We start from the raw sequence: 16,129 nt of genomic DNA, 5'->3' as shown, positions 1-16,129 counted from the left end.
CGGCCCGACGGCCCGATCTCCGGCGAGCGTTGCGTTCGCCGCTTTCGTGAGTGGCAGACATGGCTAATTATCTGATCAAGCGGTTCCTGCTCAACATCCCGATCCTGCTCGCAGTGCTCGCCGTCGTATTCGTGTTCGTGCGGCTTGCGCCGGGCGATCCGGTCGATGCGTTCTCGCCGCCCGGGCGCGAGATCACGGCAGTGCAGAAAGAAGCGTTACGTCATCAGTTGGGTCTCGACCGGCCCGCGTATGCGCAGTTCTATTTCTGGGTGAAGGAAGTCGCGCAGGGCAATCTCGGCTACCGCTACAAAGATGGCTCGCCGGTCAGCCGCGAGATTGCGCGGCGCGTGCCCGCCACCTTGCTGCTGACCGGAACCGGCATCGGTATCGGCGTGGTGCTCGGTGTGCTGCTGGGGCTCGTCAGCGCGCATATGAAAGGCAGCGTCGTCGATCACGGGCTGGCGCTGCTGGCGTATATCGGCGTCAGCGGACCGGTGTTTCTCGTCGGCATTCTCGCGCTGTATTTCCTGTCGATGACGCTCGGCTGGTTTCCGACCGGCGGTTACGCGACGCCCGGCAAAGGCGGAGCCGGGGACATCCTGTGGCACCTGATCCTGCCCGCATCCGTGCTGTCGATCCAGTACGTCGCGATCCTGATGCGCTACACGCGGGCCAGTCTGCTCGAAGTGCTGACGCAGGACTACATCCGCACCGGGCGCGCAAAAGGCTTGAGCCGCTCGCAAGTGCTGACGCGGCACGCGTTTCGCAACGCGCTGATTCCGATCGTCACGGTGATCGGGGCGAACTTCGCGAACATCATCGGCGGCGCGGTGTTTCTGGAGACGATCTTTTCGTGGCCGGGCATGGGCACGCTGCTGCTGGACGGCATCGCGGCGCGCGATTACCCGCTGATCATGGGCATCACGCTGTGGATCGCGATTGCGGTGCTGGTCGTCAATCTTCTGACCGACGTCGTGTATGCGCTGATCGATCCGCGCATCGCCCTTAACTGACATGGTTCCGGCCGCAGACACGGCGGTGCGCCCGCGCGCTTGCTGCACGCACGCGCCGTCCATGATGGAGAGTTTCGAATGGAACAGAAATTGGCCGTGCCCGGCGTGGCCACACCTGGAGCACGCCGGATGAAGTCGCCCGTTCTGCGCCGCTTCATGCGCAACCGCCTCGCGGTGTCCGGGCTGGCGATCTTCGGCATCGTGGTGCTGATGTGCATCGTCGGGCCGCTGATGAGTCCGTACGGCGCGAACACGATCGATCTGATGTCGGTGTCGTTGCCGCCGTCGGCAGCCCACTGGTCCGGTACCGACGAAACCGGCCGCGACATGCTCACCCGCACGCTCGCGGCGGGCCAGGTGTCGCTGACGGTCGGTGTCCTGAGCGCATTGCTGTCGGTGGCGATCGGGCTGGTGCTCGGCGGTATCGCCGGTTACTTCGGCGGCAAGATCGACACGCTGATCATGCGCATCGTCGACGTGGTGATGATTTTCCCGACCACCATCGTGCTGCTGACGCTGGCGGCGGTGCTCGGGCCGGGCACGGGCAAGACCGTCGTGATCATCGGCGTGTTGACCGCACCGCTGGCGGTGCGGCTGGTGCGGGCCCGGATCCTGACCGTGCGCGAACTCGACTTCGTCGCGGCGGCCCGGCTGATGGGTGCGGGCGACGCGTACATCATCGTGCGTCACTGCCTGCCGAACACCACCGACGTGATCGTTTCGTTCGCCAGTCTGAACTTCGTGTCGGCCATCATGATGGAAGCCGGTCTGAGCTTTCTCGGCCTCGGCGTCCAGATGCCGTTCGCCAGTTGGGGCAGCCTGCTCAGCCTGACGACCGACGCGTCGATGATGCAGGCCTATCCGTGGATGTGGTTGCCCGCGGGCATTCTTATCGTTGTGACGGCGTTAGCCGCCAACTTTTTCGGCGACGGACTCCGAGCCGCCTTTGATCCAAAGTCCCATCAGGAATTACACGCAAAATGAGCCAACTTTCTTTGCACGGTATCGTGCCGCCCGTCATCACGCCGTTGACGCCGGATATGCAGATCGACGAAGCGTCGCTGCGACGCGTCGTGCGGCATCTGATCGACGGCGGGGTGCATGGTCTGTTTATTCTCGGATCGTCCAGTGAAGTGGTGTTTCTCGATGCCGCGCGCCGCGCCGACGTGATCCGCGTTGCCGTCGATGAAGCGGCCGGCCGCGTGCCGGTGATCGCAGGCGTGATCGATACGGCCACCGATCGCTGCGTCGATCACGCGAAGCAGGCGGCCGCGCTGGGCGTCGATGGTCTGGTGCTGACCGCGCCGTTCTATACGCGCACGTCGCAGGCCGAGATCGTCGATCACTTCTGCTACGTCCGCGATGCGGTCGATCTGCCGCTGATCGCCTACGACATTCCGGTCTGCGTGCATATCAAGCTCGAACGCGACACGCTGCGCACCTTGTATGAACGCAAGGCGATCGTCGCGCTGAAAGACAGCAGCGGCGACGACGGCAACATGCGGATGGTGATTCGCGATTTCGCCGGCGCGCCCGATTTCACCGTGCTGACCGGCTCCGAAATCACCGTCGATTACGCGCTGCTCGGCGGCGCGCACGGCGCGGTTCCGGGGCTCGCGAACGTCGATCCGGCCGGCTATGTGCGCCTCTACGACGCGGCGAAGGCCGGCGACTGGGACACCGCGCGCGCCGAACAGCAACGCCTGATCGCGCTGTTCGAGATCGTGTTCCAGGGCTTTCCGGACACCAGCCGCAACGCGTCGGGCGTCGGTGGTTTCAAGACCGCGATGCAGGCGATGGGGCTGCTCACCGATCGCCATATGAATCGTCCGAATGCCGTGCTGTCCGACGTGCACGCCGCGAAGGTGCGCGCGATCGTCGAACAGAGCGGACTGCTGCGGGCCGCATGATATGAGCCAAAACGCCATCGCGCTCGACGTGAAGCATCTGTGTGCACGGTTTGCTTCACCGAACGGCCAGATTCACGCCGTGACGGACGTCACGATGCAGGTGCGGCGCGGCGAGACGTTGGCGCTGGTCGGCGAGTCCGGCAGCGGCAAGTCGGTCACGTCGCTGTCGTTGATGCGCCTGCTCGACGAGCGCGCGCAACTCGCGGGCGAGGCGTGGGTGCACGCAGACGGTGCGCCGTCGGTCGATCTGCTCGCGCTCGACGAAAAGCAGATGCTGAAGATGCGCGGCAACCGGATTTCGATGGTGTTCCAGGAACCGATGACCTCGCTCAATCCAGTCCAGCGGATCGGCAAACAGGTCGAGGAAGCGTTGACGATTCACGGCATGGGCAAGCGCGGCGAGACACAGGAACGCGCGATCGCGTTGCTGGGGAAGGTCGGGATTTCCGATCCGCGTTCGCGCGCGCGGCAGTATCCGCATCAGTTGTCGGGTGGCATGCGGCAGCGCGTGATGATCGCGATCGCGCTGGCGTGCGAGCCGTCGGTGCTGATTGCCGACGAGCCCACCACCGCGCTCGACGTGACGATCCAGGCGCAGATTCTCCATCTGATCCGCAATTTGCAGCGCGACGGCGGCATGGCGGTCGTGTTCATCACGCACGACATGGGCGTCGTCGCGCAGATCGCGGATCGGGTGGCGGTGATGTACGGCGGCCAGATCGTCGAAACCGCGCCCACCGAAACCCTGTTCGCCGCGCCGAAGCATCCGTACACCAAAGCGCTGCTCGACTCGATTCCGCGCCCGTCCGAAGGCGCGACGATGCGCGGCATTCCCGGCCAGATCGAGGCGATCGTCGGTGCGCCGACAGGCTGCCGGTTCGCCAATCGCTGTCCGCGCGTCGAGGCGCGCTGCCGGATCGAGGTGCCGGAAGAATCGCGCGTCGATGCAGTCCATAGCGTGCGCTGTCATTTCTGGGAAAAGGCATGAACACGATGAGCGAAGCGAGCCGCACGATGGCTGACGGCGCGGCGGTGCAGCCGGTGCTGTCGTTCGACCGGGTATGCCGCGAGTTCGCGGTCCAGCAGGCGTTCCTGCAACCGAAGAAAGTGCTGCACGCATTGACCGACGTGTCGTTCGACGTGCGGCCGGGCGAGATCGTCGGCATCGTCGGCGAATCGGGTAGCGGCAAATCCACGCTCGGGCGGCTTGCGCTCGGCATGATGCCGCCGACGAGCGGCACGGTGCGTTATCGCGGACAAGACCTGTCGGGTTTGCGCGGCAAGCCGTTGCGCGCGGTTCGCCGCGACCTTCAGATGATCTTTCAGGATCCGAACGGCAGTCTCAACGGCCGCATGACGATCGAGCAGAGCCTGCTGGAACCGCTCGCGCTGCACAAGATCGGTACGCGCACGCAGCAGCGCGCGACCATCGGCAAGCTGCTCGACGTGGTCGGTTTGCCTGCGTCGGTGTTGCAGCGCTATCCGCATGAACTGTCGGGCGGACAGAAGCAGCGCGTCGTGATTGCGCGTGCGCTGACCTTGCAGCCCAAGGTGCTGGTCGCCGACGAAGCGGTCGCGGCGCTGGACGTATCGGTCAAGGCGCAGATCGTCAATCTGCTGCTCGAACTGCGCGAATCGCTGAATCTGGCGATCCTGTTCGTTTCGCACGATCTGCCGATCGTCCAGGGAATCTGCGACCGGGTGCTGGTGCTGTATCTGGGCCGGGTCATGGAGTTGTCGAGCCGCAGCGGTATCCAGGACGGCGGTCTGCATCCGTACACGCAGGCGCTGACGCGCAGTTCGCCGGTGCCCGATCCGACGCGGCGGTTCGATCCGCGCGACCTGCTCGCGGGCGAAGTGCCGAGCCCGCTGAATCCGCCGTCGGGATGTGTGTTCCATACGCGCTGTCCGAGCGCGATCGCGCAATGCGCGACAGCCGTGCCGCCGTTGGTGCAGATGCCGGGTCATCACGACGTCGCGTGCGTGCTCTATCGCGACGCGACGCAACCGGTGACGCGTGCGTGACTCGTCGCGCGATCCGGCTTCGTGAGCCGGTCGGCGGCTGTTTTCGTGGGGAAGGTCGATGCGCGTGAACTGGCACGACATCCAGCCTGATCCGCGTATCGCGACGCCGCTGTATGTGCAGATGGCGACCCGGCTGGCCGACGCAATCCGTCGCGGTGCATGGCGCAGCGGTGACGCGCTGCCGTCCGAGCGCTTGCTGGCCGAAGCGTTGAACGTGTCGCGAGTGACCTCGCGCAAGGCCATGTCGCTGCTGGCGCAGCAGGGTTTGATCCGTCGCACCCAGGGCGCGGGCACGTTCGTGCGGTCGCCGGATGACGGAGTCGCACGAGTCGCCGGATTGACGATGCTGACGCGTGGACCGTCCGGCCTGCGCAGTACACGCGAGGTATCGCGGACGATTCGCGCCGCGTCCACCGATGAGTTGTTCCAGTTCGGTGTGTCGCCGGGCGCGGAAGTCGTGCAGGTCGAGCGCGTGCGGATTGCCGGCGCAACCGTGATCGGCGTCGAACGTACGACACGGCCGCTCGGCATCGAACCTGATTCACCCGATTCACCCCACGCGACGCTGTCATATGGCGGCGCGCCGGTGGTGCGTGCGCTCGAGCATTTTCGCGCGGTCGCCGCGCCGCCCACGGTCGCCGTGCAACTCGACGTCGCGACGGGCACGGCGCTGCTGCAGATCACGCGCACCGGTTATAGCGCGAGTCAGTGCGCTGTCGAAGTGACGCAGATGTACTACCGCAGCGAATGTTACGACCTGGTCGCCGAGTGGCGCGGCCAGCCTGTTACCCACGAGACCTGACATGTTGCGCGGAAATATCCTGAGTGCCGATGGCTGGATTCACGGTCATCTATCGATACGCGACGGACGCATCGCGGCGCTCGACGGCGAACCCGTCGATCCCGCCCGCAACCGCGATCCGTACATTCTTCCCGGCTTTATCGACCTGCACGTTCACGGCGGCGGCGGTGCCGACGTGATGGAGGGCGCCGCCGCCGTCGAGACGATGGCACGGCTGCACGCGCGTCACGGCACCACCAGTCTGCTCGCCACCACGATGACCGCGCCGCGCGCGCAACTGCGGCAAGTGCTCGGCGAAATCGGGACGCTGGTGCGCGACCGTTCGCCCGGCACCGCGCGTCTGCTCGGCGTGCATCTGGAAGGACCGTATATCAGCCCCGATCGTCTCGGCGCGCAGCCGGACGCGGCCGTGGTCGCCGCGCTCGACGAAGTGCTGGAATACCTGGCGCTCGCGCCGGTGAAAGTGGTCACGCTCGCGCCGGAAATCGCCGGTCATCCGGCGATCATCCGCGAACTCACGGCGCGCGGCGTGCGGGTGCAGATCGGGCACTCCACCGGTTCTTACGATGACGGCGTAAGCGCGCTCAAACATGGCGCTGCCGGTTTCACGCATCTGTTCAACGCGATGACGCCGCTGCGTCATCGCGATCCGGGGATGGTCGGCGCGGCGCTCGCGCATGCGGAATTCGCGGAGATCATCCCCGATCTGCTGCACGTGCATCCGGGCGCGATCCGCGCGGCCGCACGGGCGATTCCGCGGCTCTACGCCGTCACCGACAGCACGGCCGCCGCTGGGATGCCCGACGGCGCATACCGGCTCGGCAGCCAGCACGTGACCAAGTGCATGGGCGGTGTGCGTCTGGCCGACGGCACGCTCGCGGGCAGCACGCTGACGATGGATCAGGCGCTGCGCAACCTCGTCTCGATCGGCTTGCCGCTCGCGGACGTATCCCGTCATCTGTCGCGCCACGCCGCCGATTACCTCGGCGTCACCGATCGCGGTCGCATCCAGTCCGGCGCATGGGCCGATCTGGTCGTGTTCGACCGGGCGCTGACGCTCAACGCAACCTATGTCGAAGGAGAAACGATTGTCCAGAATGCTCGATGAGGCGCTGTCGTCGCCCGCAGTGGTCGCTGCCCAACTCGCCGAACCGTCACGCGTCGAGGCGCTCGCCGCGCTGCTGGCCGCGCGCGCGGAAGGCGTCGCGCTGACCGTGGCGCGCGGCAGTTCCGATCACGCCGCCAGCTATTTCGCGTCGCTGGTGATGAGCCGGATCGGCATGCCGGTCGCGTCGCTGCCGATGTCGGTCGCGACCTTGCAACACGCGCCGTTGCAGGTCAAAGGCCGTCTCGCACTGGCGTTTTCGCAATCGGGGCGCAGTCCGGATCTGGTGCGCACGATGGAACTGCTGCGCGAAGCGGGCGCGCTGACCGTGTCCGCGGTGAACGTGCCGGTCTCGCCGCTGGCCGACGCGTGCGAATGGACGTTGCCGATTCTGGCTGGCGCCGAAGTCAGCGTGGCCGCCACCAAAAGCTATATCGGCATGGTGTCGATGTCCGCGCAACTGGTTGCGCACTGGCAGCGCGATCAGGTGTTGATCGACGCGCTGCGCAGCGTGCCGGATGCACTGAGCGACGCCGGCACGCGCGACTGGTCGGCGGCAATCGACGTGTTGGCGGGCATCGAGCGAATGATCGTGATCGGTCGTGGGCCGGGCCTCGCCATCGCGCAAGAAGCCGCGTTGAAGCTGAAGGAAACCTCAGGCATCCAGGCCGAGGCGTTTTCGAGCGCGGAAGTCCGGCACGGCCCGATGGAGTTGATCGATCGCGACTATCCGTTGCTCGTGTTCGCGCCGCGCGGTCCCGAACAGGCCGGTTTGCTGACGCTCGCGACAGACATGCGCGCACGCGGTGCAAGGGTGCTGCTCGCCGCGCCCACCGACACCGATGGTATCGACGGCACCGGCGCCATGACCTTGCCGCTGACGACGACCGCCCACGACGCACTCGATCCGATTGCCGCGATTCTGTCGTTCTACGTGATGGCGGCCTCACTCGCGGATGCGCGCGGGCGCAATCCCGACACGCCGCGTCATCTGAACAAGGTGACGGAAACTTTTTAACGGATGCGTTTTTTTTAAAAAGGAGGTGCCCGAACGTCGAGCGCGGTGCAATCGCTGAATGCCACACAACCCAAACGGTAAACACATGAAAGCCACCGATTTCGCAAAAATCGTAGGTGCACTCGTAGTCATCGCTTCAACCTCAGTCCTTGCTAAACCGGTCGATGTAAGCGGCAGCGCCGCTGTCGGTGCATCGTCGATGTCGGAAAAATCCGGCAAGGCCGCCGACAAAAAGCTCCGCCGCGCGGTGTTGCACGCGCTCGCGAAGTCGCCCGATCTCGACGCGCAACAGGTGATCTCGGCGCGCGTGTCGGCAGGTGCGGTCACGCTGACAGGCTGGGTTTCGTCAGCCGGCCAGATCGGCAAGGCCGGTGAGATCGCCGCGTCGGTGCCGGGCGTGAAGGCAGTGAATAACAAGCTTGGCGTGACGATCCCGCGCTAGGCGCAATCGATCCGGATTGCAGTGGTTCGAATTCAGTTGAGCGAATCTAGAAATATTATTTAGGCATCCCTATGGGTGGTGGGGTTAGAGGAAGCCAGGAAAGTCCATTTCAATCAGACACAAAAAACTCTTGGCGATATGAAAAATACCAAAGCTATGAAGTTGTCACTTGTCGCATGTCTCGGGGCGCCGATGTCGTTCGCGATGGCGCAGTCGTCGTTGACGCTGTATGGACGCGCCGATGCGAGTATCGGCAGGGAGATCAACAGCAACGGCCAGATTCGCGAAGGACAAGGCGAGGGCAGTCTGCTGGGTTTCAAAGGGAATGAGAATCTTGGCGGTGGTTATTCCGTTTTCTTCGATCTTCAGTCGAGCATCACGTTGCAAAACGGCGTGCAGACAGGCGGAACCGGTGTGAACGGCGCAGCCGGATTCTTCGATTCGAAATCGATTATCGGTGTCGCGAACCAGTATGGCTCGATCGATTTCGGACGCAAGCTGACGCCCGCGTGGGTCGTCTTTATCATGGGCGATCCGTTCGGCACGTACCAGTATGTGTCGCGCAATAACGCGGGCTTGCACGGCAACCATCTGTTCAGCTCCGCGCGCAACCAGAACGCCGGTAGCGTGAACCTGAATCTGAACGGCTTTTTCGCAAGCGTGCAGATTGCGCAGAGCGATCCGAAAGTCGTGTGGGCAACGCCGCCCACGATTCAGACGCCGCTCGTGAAAAGCATCGGCGTAACGGGGGCGCTGCCTGTCAGTGCTGCGGTCGGCTATAGCCAAGGCCCTCTCTACGTGGGCTTCGGATACGAGGCGACCGCGTACAGCACCAAAGCCGTCGGCGCGACCGCAATTTACGACTGGGGCGTGGTGAAGGCGTCGATCGGTGTGCAGGCGGGCGGTTATACCGCGCCCGGAACCGACAAGATGCAGGTGAAAGCGATCAACACGCTGGCCGCGCTATACGTGCCGTTCGGCGCGGGCACATGGCTGCTCTCGTACGATGTGTTGAATACCAAGGTACTGAACACTGCCGGCAATTACGATTCCTATACCACCTACCCGTGGATCTCCAGGAAGCTCGGCGCGGGTTACCAGTATCACCTGTCGAAAGCGACTTTCCTTTATGCCGATCTGGTGTACGACAAACGGGCACCCAGCGGTCGCGCGGGATGGGACGTCGGTCTGACTCACCATTTCTGACACTGCCACTGACACCGCCTCTCTACGCCTCCGGATACGACATGAAATCAATCTTCTCTCGGCTTTTACGTTTGGGCACGCTCATGACTTTTCTTTGTACCGCAGTCGCATTCGCAGCAGAAACCTACCCGGATATTCCCGCGCCGATCAAGAACGGTGCGGGCGCCCGACTCGGCCACGTCATCTATGCAGGTTTGGGTTCGGCCGGTAAAGCGTGGTTTTCGCTCGATCTCGCTGCGGCCGCGCCGACATGGCAACGGCTGTCCGACTTCCCCGCCGAAGCGCGCGATCAGAGCGTGGCGGCCGTTGTCGACGGAAAGATCTATGTGTTCGGCGGCGCGGGTCAGCTCAAGCGCGCCGACGATACCGTCGATACGGTGATGTTCTCCGACGTCTATTGCTACGACCCGGCGAGCAATCAGTGGAGCCGCATGCCGACGCGCAGTCCGCTTGGCTTGCTCGGCTCGGTTGCGGTATCGATCAATGGTCGGCGCGTGCTGTTTTTCGGCGGCGTGAATACGGCGATCTTCAACGGCTATTTCGAAGATATCAAGGCAGCGGGCAACGATGACGCGCGCAAGACCGCAGTTGCCAATGCGTATTTCGGCAAGCGTCCGCAGGACTATCTGTTCTCGACGGACGTGTTGAGCTACACACCCGCGGACAACGCGTGGCAAACCCTCGGCAAGGTCACCTATCCGCCGACGGCCGGCGCGGCCGTCGCCGTCAACGGACACGACGTCACGTTGATCAACGGCGAGTTGAAACCGGGTCTGCGCTCGTACAAGGTGAACCGCGTCACGGTAAGCGACGAGACGGTACGCGCGGTCACGGTCGCCGATCTGATCGCCGCGCCCGGCGAGCGTCAACAGGAAGGCCTGGCAGGCGCATTCGCCGGGTACAGCAACGGCGTGCTGCTGGTGGCGGGCGGCGCGAACTTCCCCGGCGCGTGGGAGCAGTATCGTCACGGCCAGAACTACGCGCATCGCGGGCTGAAGAAAACCGCACATGCCGACATCTACGCGCTGGTCGGCGACGAATGGAAGCGTGCGGGGAGTCTCGCGGAAGCGCGCGCGTACGGGCTGTCGTTTCAGCTCGACGACGGCGTGCTGCTGGTAGGTGGTGAAAATCAGCAGGGCGCGGCGGTGTCGTCGGTTCAACTGCTGCGCTGGGACGGCGCTCGCGCACACTGACGCGAGCATCGGGCGATGCCCCATGAAGATGGGGCATCCGTATCGCTCTATGAACTTTCTTCCTCGAACCAGCATGTGCCCGCGCGTGCCAGCATCGCGCTCGACGCGGCCGGTCCCCACGATCCGGCTGGATACCGTCGCGGCGGGCTGGTCCGTTTCGTCCATGCGTCGAGAATGGGTTCGACCCATTGCCATGCCGCGTCCTGTTCGTCGCGCCGCACGAACAGCGCGAGACGGCCATGAATCACATCGATCAGCAGACGCTGGTACGCGTCCATACGTTCAGCGGCAAAGAAGCGATTGAAGTCGATGTTCAGATGCACCGGTTGCAGCGTCATCCCTTCGCCGGGACGCTTGGCCAGACAGTGCAAACGGATCTCCTCGTCGGGCTGCAGGCGGATCACCAGACGGTTCGCGCCTGGCCGCGCCGGGTCGATGCCTCGCACTGCGTGCGGCGCGCTACGAAACGTGACGACGATCTCAGCGGCACGATCGGCAAGCCGCTTGCCCGTGCGCAGAAAAAACGGCACGCCCGCCCAACGCCAGTTTTCGATTTCGACCTTTAGCGCGACAAAGGTTTCGGTTGCGCTCGCCGCTGCAATGCCCGCCTCGCCGAGGTAGGACGGCACCGTCGCGCCGCGTACCACGCCCGCGTCGTACTGACCGCGGACCGCGATGCTGTCGATATCGTCGAGCGGGACCGGTTTGAGCGCGCGCAGCACCCGCAGCTTTTCGTTGCGGATAGTATCGGCGTCCATCGAATGCGGCGGCTCCATTGCGATGATCGCCAGCAATTGCAGCAGATGGTTTTGCACCATGTCGCGCAACGCGCCGGTACCGTCGTAAAACTCACCGCGTCCTTCGATGCCGAGTTCTTCGGCGATCGTGATCTGCACATTGTCGATCCATTCCCGTCGCCACAGCGGCTCGAACAGCACGTTTCCGAAGCGCAGCGCGAGCAGGTTCTGCACCGACTCCTTGCCGAGGTAGTGATCGATCCGGTAGATCTGGGTTTCGGTGAACAGCGTGCCGACTTCATCGTTGATTTGTCGCGACGAGCGCTGATCGTAACCGAGCGGTTTCTCCAGCACGATTCGCGCGGTCGCGTTCAGGCCCAGCGCCGTGAGCGACCGGCATATGGGCACGAACAGCGCCGGACCGGTCGCGAGATAGAAGATGAGTTGTCCCGGTTGCGGGCCCAGCGCCGATTGCAGGATCGGAAAGTCTTCCGGGCGCGAGAAATCGAGCCGGACATATTCGATGCGCGCGACGAAGCGTTGCCATGCGTTCGGGTCGATGCGCCCCGACGCGATATGCGTGTGTACGTCATGTTCGAGCCAGGTATCGAGTTCGGCGCGGGTATCGAATTTTCGCGCGACGATGAGGATGCGCAACGCGGGCGGCAATCGGTCGTGGGCGTCGGCGTCGTAGAGCGCGGGCAGCAGCTTGCGCATCGCCAGATCGCCGGTGCCGCCGAACAGGACGAAGGTCGTCGCGTCGTGGTGTCGTGTGGTTCCCATGATCAGTGTGAGTGGTGTGACGAAACAGGCTCGCGACCGCAATACGACGGCCGCGAAGGAGGGCGCGCGCGACGGCGGGTCGTCAGGGTGCTTGCGAGCTTGCAAGACCGGCACGACCGCCGTGCGCGTCGAAAGAGGCATTCACTGCGCGGATGCGAAGTGGCGGGACCGCCGCGCAAGTCGACCGTCAAGCGTCGTGCTGCCAGGCGGCCGATTCAGTGAACGTCAGAACGAATGATTGATGCCGAAGTAAGCGCCGAGCTGCGATTTGCCGGGCAGCGGATTGTCGAGGTTGCTGTTGTTCATGCCGGGGTTGTTCGGTTCGAGCGAAAACGTCGAGCCGGCGCTATTGCGCACGTAACCACCAGTGGCATACAGGAAGGTCCGCTTCGACAGATTGTAGGTCGATCCGATCACGTACATGGTGGCGTGGCCGTGCGCATCGTGGGTTGCATTGCCGGCGCCATTGCCGACGTCGATGTGATACGCGCCGACCGTCAGCAGCAGATAGGGCGAGACCTGATAGTTGGTGCCGAGCCAGTAGTGGTTCGCGGTGCTCGCGAGGCCGCCCGGTGTGTCCGATGCGATCATGCGGGTCGCCGCGCCCTGGATGATGAACGGCCCGAGATGCACGTTAGCGCCGATCGTGAACTCGCGCGACGCGGTGAAGACGTTGCTGAAGTGGCCGTTCGCATCGCGCATTTCGTCGTAGATCGCGCGGATATCCACGAGCCCGGCGCGATAGGTCAGCTGCAAACCGTCCGAGCGTCCGTACGAGCCGGTGGTGGTGCCGTTCCAGTTGCCGGCTTCGCCGCCGAGCGAATACTGGCCCGCGACATCGAAGCCGCGATACGACGGGCTCAGGTAGCCGATATTGTTGTTGGTCTGCTGCCAGTTGCGTCCGCGCACGAGCGACGCCGAACCGAACAACTCCTGCACGAAGGGGTCGATTGCACTGACGCCGTTACTGATAAACAGATCGCGACCGAACTTGATCGTGCCGTAACGGTCGTTGGACAGTCCGACCCACGACTTGCGATTCTGCGCGCCTGCGGTCCCCGTCACGGCCTTGAGCGAGCGCGACAGGATGAAGATCGTCTTGAAGCCGTTGCCGAGGTCTTCCGTGCCGCTGAAGTTCAACATGCCGGTGCCCCAATCGCCGCTCTGCGCGCTGAACCGCGACGTGCTCGTGCCCGATCCGGTTTGCACCTGGTTCAGGTACGCGAATCCGGAATCGATTCTCCCCGACAACGTCACGTTCGACTGCGCGCTCGCTGTCGTCGAAAGCGCGCATAACAACGCCGCGCTACCAGGAAGCCACCCCGCCTTTCTCATTCTCTGATCTCCTAAGTAAATACCATGATGGTGATTCATGGTCTTTGCTGCCGGTGAGGTCGGACGCCCGTTGCCCGACACCCGAACGGGTTCTCGTCGTGATGCACCGGAATAGAGCTTCGGTCCAGGACCCATGATAGAATCAGATATCTGATATCTGAGGTCAAATGCTAGCACCGCAAAATTTGCGCTTGCAAGCGCTTTTTCGGGATTGCGGACCGGTGAGGGTCCAGGACCTGGCTGGCGTCCCGGCGGCGCAGTGCCTCGCGGTCGCAATGGCGGATGCATTGACCGGTCGCATTGGCGGCCATACGAATTGACTGGAGAACAACCATGACCCGTATTCCTGCCTATCGGCAGGCGCAAGTGGAGATCAGGCGTTACATCGAACGTCACGATTTGCATTTCGGCGACCCATTGCCGTCCGAGGCGCAGCTTGCGCAGGAAATTGGTATTAGCCGTCCGTCGCTGCGTGAGGCGATGAAGAGTCTCGAATCGCTCGGCGTGGTGGAATCGCGGCACGGAGAAGGGATCTATGTAAAGGCGTTTTCGTTCGATTCGATCATCGATAACCTGCCGTATGCGTTTATTGCGGACGGTCACAGCTTGCGCGATCTGCTACAGGTTCGCGCCGCGATCGAGATGGGCGCGATATCGGCCATTCTCGAATGCATCACGCTCGACGACGTGCGCACGCTCCGCAAACTCGCGGCGACGATGCTTGAAAAAGCGCAGGCGCACGAGCTTTACGAGCAGGAGGATCGGGCGTTTCACGCGACCATGTATCGCCATCTCGACAACCCGTTTCTGAGCACGCTGACCGATCTGTTCTGGCAGGTGTTTCATCGTCTGAATGCTTCGGCGGGGCAGCCTGAGCATTGGCTGGTGGAGGCGACCGCGCGCGACCATATGGAGATCGTGGAAATGATCGAGGCGAACGATCCGGTCGGCCTCGCCACCGCACACCGCAAGCACTTCAACACGATCTTCGCCCGCATGGACGCAGCGGCGTCGCCCGGCTAGCGCGACGGATGTGGCCGCAAGAAAGCGCGGCCGCATCCGTCCTGCGCTGCGTTCAGGGCGTGCCGAGCAAGGTTGCGAAAGGAACCTTCATGAACTTGATGGTTGACTGCTCGTACAGAATGCCGATCGTGCTGGCGTTGATCACCGCGATATCGCTGTAACCTGCCGCGTTTGCGGTGATCAGCAGCGACTTGGTCCACGTGGTGCCGTTGTCGGTGCTGGCGCGCAGCGTCAACGTCTTGCGCGACGACGCGTTCGCCAGATTCAAGAAGAACAGATACGCCTGCGAGTTGACCGTTGCCGACAACAGACTGCCTTCGGCAACCGGATCGATCAGCGTCGTGTCGATATGCGGCGTGCCGAACACGGTGCCGTTGACGTCGCTGGTAATGGCGACCACGCGCGCCTTCGACACGCCCGTCTGATCGCGGCTATTGATCATCACGCGGCCGTCGCCCAGTTGTGCAGCACTCGATTCGTTCGAGCCGGGATAAGCGATATCCGGAACGATACTGAAGCTTTGCCCGTGGTCGTCGGAGTAGAACGCGTACGCGACGTAGTCGGTGTAATCGCTTTTCGCCGCGCCCACGCTATGGTTGCCTGCAACGAAAATCCGGCCGCTGGTGGTCTGCACGCCGTGCCCCGGACCCATCGCGAGTGCGCGCCAGTCTGCGGCATTGTTATACGGCGACGCGGACAGTCTGGCAGTCTGCGCACTGATGTTCACCGGCGTGTCCCACGTGAGGCCGCCGTCTTCCGATGTGGTGTACCACTGTTCCCGCAAGCCGCTGCCCGCCCGGACACTGGCTTCGGATGCATTGCCGGTGTTGTAGAAAAGAAAGAGCCGGCCGTTCGGATGATTCGGGTCCGACGTATCTTCGACAGGAACCGGGTTGCCCGCCTGCAACGTGCCGTCGCTCGCGACCACCTGCTGGGTCGACCAGGTGACGCCGGCATCGGTACTGCGGCGCATCACGACCTGAACGTAGCCGAAGTCCGCGCAACTGGTTCGCCGCGCTTCCGCGAAGGCCAGCATCGTGCCGTCGTGCAAGGTCAGCAGCGCGGGAATCCGGTAACACGCGGTCGCGCTATCGGACGCGGGGAACAGGTCGACTGCGGGAATCGCGGCATGGGCGGTGGTGCCGATTGCAGCGAGACATACGCCCGCGATTAACTTGCCAAGTGCTATTTTCATCGAAAGCCTTTCCTCGTTTGATGTCGCGTGATGACCGCGCGCCCGGACGTGAACGCGCGTGCCGGTTTCTCCTGTTTCCTGCCGTTCGCGAAGCACGCGAATTGAATCCGCAGCTCTGACCGACTGCGGCGCTACAGCAATACATAGGCATCCAAACTACGCGCGAAGCCGTGTTTCCGTCGATGCATTTGCTTTCTCGTTCGCGCGAAGATAAGATATCAGATATCTTATGGTTGCGGCCACGAAAAAGCGGCTGCTCACAGGGTTTGCTGCGCTGCGAGAAGCGTAGTTCGCGCGATGCTCCGATCTGGGCGTCGCGCTTTTTTCGTTGGCCGCTCGCTG

At 63.5% G+C, this 16,129-nt stretch carries 15 protein-coding genes; 12 read left to right on the top strand and 3 right to left on the bottom strand.

Translation table 11 applies throughout. The annotated features are described in order from the left end of the window. The first annotated feature begins 59 nt into the window (after nucleotides 1-59). From PW947_RS02410 to PW947_RS02360, 11 genes are all read left to right on the top strand, one after another. A complete protein-coding gene (locus PW947_RS02410) occupies nucleotides 60-1,013 on the top strand; it encodes an ABC transporter permease (protein WP_299629372.1) in 954 nt (317 codons plus the stop codon). 78 nt (nucleotides 1,014-1,091) lie between these two features. Beyond that, nucleotides 1,092-1,997, top strand: a complete 906-nt coding sequence (locus PW947_RS02405) for an ABC transporter permease (RefSeq protein WP_299629371.1) — start codon at nucleotides 1,092-1,094, stop codon at nucleotides 1,995-1,997. After that, nucleotides 1,994-2,923: a dihydrodipicolinate synthase family protein gene (locus PW947_RS02400; protein WP_299629370.1), complete on the top strand. Its 930-nt coding sequence runs from the start codon at nucleotides 1,994-1,996 to the stop codon at nucleotides 2,921-2,923. The genes PW947_RS02405 and PW947_RS02400 overlap by 4 nt, the downstream gene beginning before the upstream one ends. A 1-nt stretch (nucleotide 2,924) precedes the next feature. Next, nucleotides 2,925-3,911 (top strand): ABC transporter ATP-binding protein, encoded by a 987-nt coding sequence (locus PW947_RS02395; RefSeq protein WP_299629369.1) that lies wholly within the window; start codon nucleotides 2,925-2,927, stop codon nucleotides 3,909-3,911. Next, nucleotides 3,908-4,948: an oligopeptide/dipeptide ABC transporter ATP-binding protein gene (locus PW947_RS02390; RefSeq protein WP_299629368.1), complete on the top strand. Its 1,041-nt coding sequence runs from the start codon at nucleotides 3,908-3,910 to the stop codon at nucleotides 4,946-4,948. Before PW947_RS02395 ends, PW947_RS02390 begins: the two co-directional genes overlap by 4 nt. A 64-nt stretch (nucleotides 4,949-5,012) precedes the next feature. Beyond that, nucleotides 5,013-5,750, top strand: coding sequence for a GntR family transcriptional regulator (locus PW947_RS02385; protein WP_299629367.1), 738 nt, complete (start codon nucleotides 5,013-5,015; stop codon nucleotides 5,748-5,750). 1 nt (nucleotide 5,751) lies between these two features. Next, nucleotides 5,752-6,858 carry an N-acetylglucosamine-6-phosphate deacetylase gene (gene nagA / locus PW947_RS02380; protein ID WP_299629366.1) on the top strand — a complete coding sequence of 369 codons (1,107 nt, stop codon included), beginning with the start codon at nucleotides 5,752-5,754 and terminating at the stop codon, nucleotides 6,856-6,858. Next, entirely contained in the window at nucleotides 6,848-7,873 is a 1,026-nt protein-coding gene (locus PW947_RS02375; RefSeq protein ID WP_299629625.1) for an SIS domain-containing protein, read from the top strand. Before nagA ends, PW947_RS02375 begins: the two co-directional genes overlap by 11 nt. A gap of 199 nt (nucleotides 7,874-8,072) precedes the next feature. Further along, nucleotides 8,073-8,315: a BON domain-containing protein gene (locus tag PW947_RS02370; RefSeq protein WP_299629365.1), complete on the top strand. Its 243-nt coding sequence runs from the start codon at nucleotides 8,073-8,075 to the stop codon at nucleotides 8,313-8,315. A gap of 156 nt (nucleotides 8,316-8,471) precedes the next feature. Further along, nucleotides 8,472-9,521, top strand: a complete 1,050-nt coding sequence (locus PW947_RS02365) for a porin (RefSeq protein ID WP_299629363.1) — start codon at nucleotides 8,472-8,474, stop codon at nucleotides 9,519-9,521. Continuing rightward, complete coding sequence (locus PW947_RS02360) at nucleotides 9,491-10,714, top strand: N-acetylneuraminate epimerase (protein ID WP_366146084.1); 1,224 nt, start codon at nucleotides 9,491-9,493, stop codon at nucleotides 10,712-10,714. Before PW947_RS02365 ends, PW947_RS02360 begins: the two co-directional genes overlap by 31 nt. A 47-nt stretch (nucleotides 10,715-10,761) precedes the next feature. Here the strand turns inward: PW947_RS02360 and zwf are convergent, their stop codons facing one another. Together zwf and PW947_RS02350 are read right to left on the bottom strand one after the other, a co-directional pair. Further along, complete coding sequence (gene zwf / locus PW947_RS02355; protein WP_299629360.1) at nucleotides 10,762-12,234, bottom strand: glucose-6-phosphate dehydrogenase; 1,473 nt, start codon at nucleotides 12,232-12,234, stop codon at nucleotides 10,762-10,764. Nucleotides 12,235-12,459: 225 nt separating this feature from the next. Continuing rightward, nucleotides 12,460-13,569, bottom strand: coding sequence for a porin (locus PW947_RS02350; RefSeq protein WP_299629358.1), 1,110 nt, complete (start codon nucleotides 13,567-13,569; stop codon nucleotides 12,460-12,462). A 333-nt stretch (nucleotides 13,570-13,902) separates the two neighbouring features. On the opposite strand from PW947_RS02350, the gene PW947_RS02345 reads away from it, so the two are divergent. Then, nucleotides 13,903-14,592, top strand: coding sequence for a FadR/GntR family transcriptional regulator (locus PW947_RS02345; RefSeq protein WP_299629356.1), 690 nt, complete (start codon nucleotides 13,903-13,905; stop codon nucleotides 14,590-14,592). 52 nt (nucleotides 14,593-14,644) lie between these two features. Here the strand turns inward: PW947_RS02345 and PW947_RS02340 are convergent, their stop codons facing one another. Next, nucleotides 14,645-15,787 carry a sialidase family protein gene (locus PW947_RS02340; RefSeq protein WP_299629354.1) on the bottom strand — a complete coding sequence of 381 codons (1,143 nt, stop codon included), beginning with the start codon at nucleotides 15,785-15,787 and terminating at the stop codon, nucleotides 14,645-14,647. Between the last annotated feature and the right edge of the window lie 342 nt (nucleotides 15,788-16,129).

This window comes from Paraburkholderia sp. (assembly GCF_028283785.1).
In the GTDB taxonomy this organism is placed as follows: Bacteria; Pseudomonadota; Gammaproteobacteria; order Burkholderiales; family Burkholderiaceae; genus Paraburkholderia.
This window is presented reverse-complemented; position numbering and strand designations above follow the sequence as displayed.

Coding starts and splice junctions, on each gene's coding strand:
- PW947_RS02410 (WP_299629372.1), top strand. CDS start 60: ATGGCTAATTATCTGATCAAGCGGTTCCTGCTCAACATCCCGATCCTG.
- PW947_RS02405 (WP_299629371.1), top strand. CDS start 1,092: ATGGAACAGAAATTGGCCGTGCCCGGCGTGGCCACACCTGGAGCACGC.
- PW947_RS02400 (WP_299629370.1), top strand. CDS start 1,994: ATGAGCCAACTTTCTTTGCACGGTATCGTGCCGCCCGTCATCACGCCG.
- PW947_RS02395 (WP_299629369.1), top strand. CDS start 2,925: ATGAGCCAAAACGCCATCGCGCTCGACGTGAAGCATCTGTGTGCACGG.
- PW947_RS02390 (WP_299629368.1), top strand. CDS start 3,908: ATGAACACGATGAGCGAAGCGAGCCGCACGATGGCTGACGGCGCGGCG.
- nagA (WP_299629366.1), top strand. CDS start 5,752: ATGTTGCGCGGAAATATCCTGAGTGCCGATGGCTGGATTCACGGTCAT.
- PW947_RS02375 (WP_299629625.1), top strand. CDS start 6,848: ATGCTCGATGAGGCGCTGTCGTCGCCCGCAGTGGTCGCTGCCCAACTC.
- PW947_RS02370 (WP_299629365.1), top strand. CDS start 8,073: ATGTCGGAAAAATCCGGCAAGGCCGCCGACAAAAAGCTCCGCCGCGCG.
- PW947_RS02365 (WP_299629363.1), top strand. CDS start 8,472: ATGAAGTTGTCACTTGTCGCATGTCTCGGGGCGCCGATGTCGTTCGCG.
- PW947_RS02360 (WP_366146084.1), top strand. CDS start 9,491: ATGGGACGTCGGTCTGACTCACCATTTCTGACACTGCCACTGACACCG.
- zwf (WP_299629360.1), bottom strand. CDS start 12,234: ATGGGAACCACACGACACCACGACGCGACGACCTTCGTCCTGTTCGGC.
- PW947_RS02350 (WP_299629358.1), bottom strand. CDS start 13,569: ATGAGAAAGGCGGGGTGGCTTCCTGGTAGCGCGGCGTTGTTATGCGCG.
- PW947_RS02345 (WP_299629356.1), top strand. CDS start 13,903: ATGACCCGTATTCCTGCCTATCGGCAGGCGCAAGTGGAGATCAGGCGT.
- PW947_RS02340 (WP_299629354.1), bottom strand. CDS start 15,787: ATGAAAATAGCACTTGGCAAGTTAATCGCGGGCGTATGTCTCGCTGCA.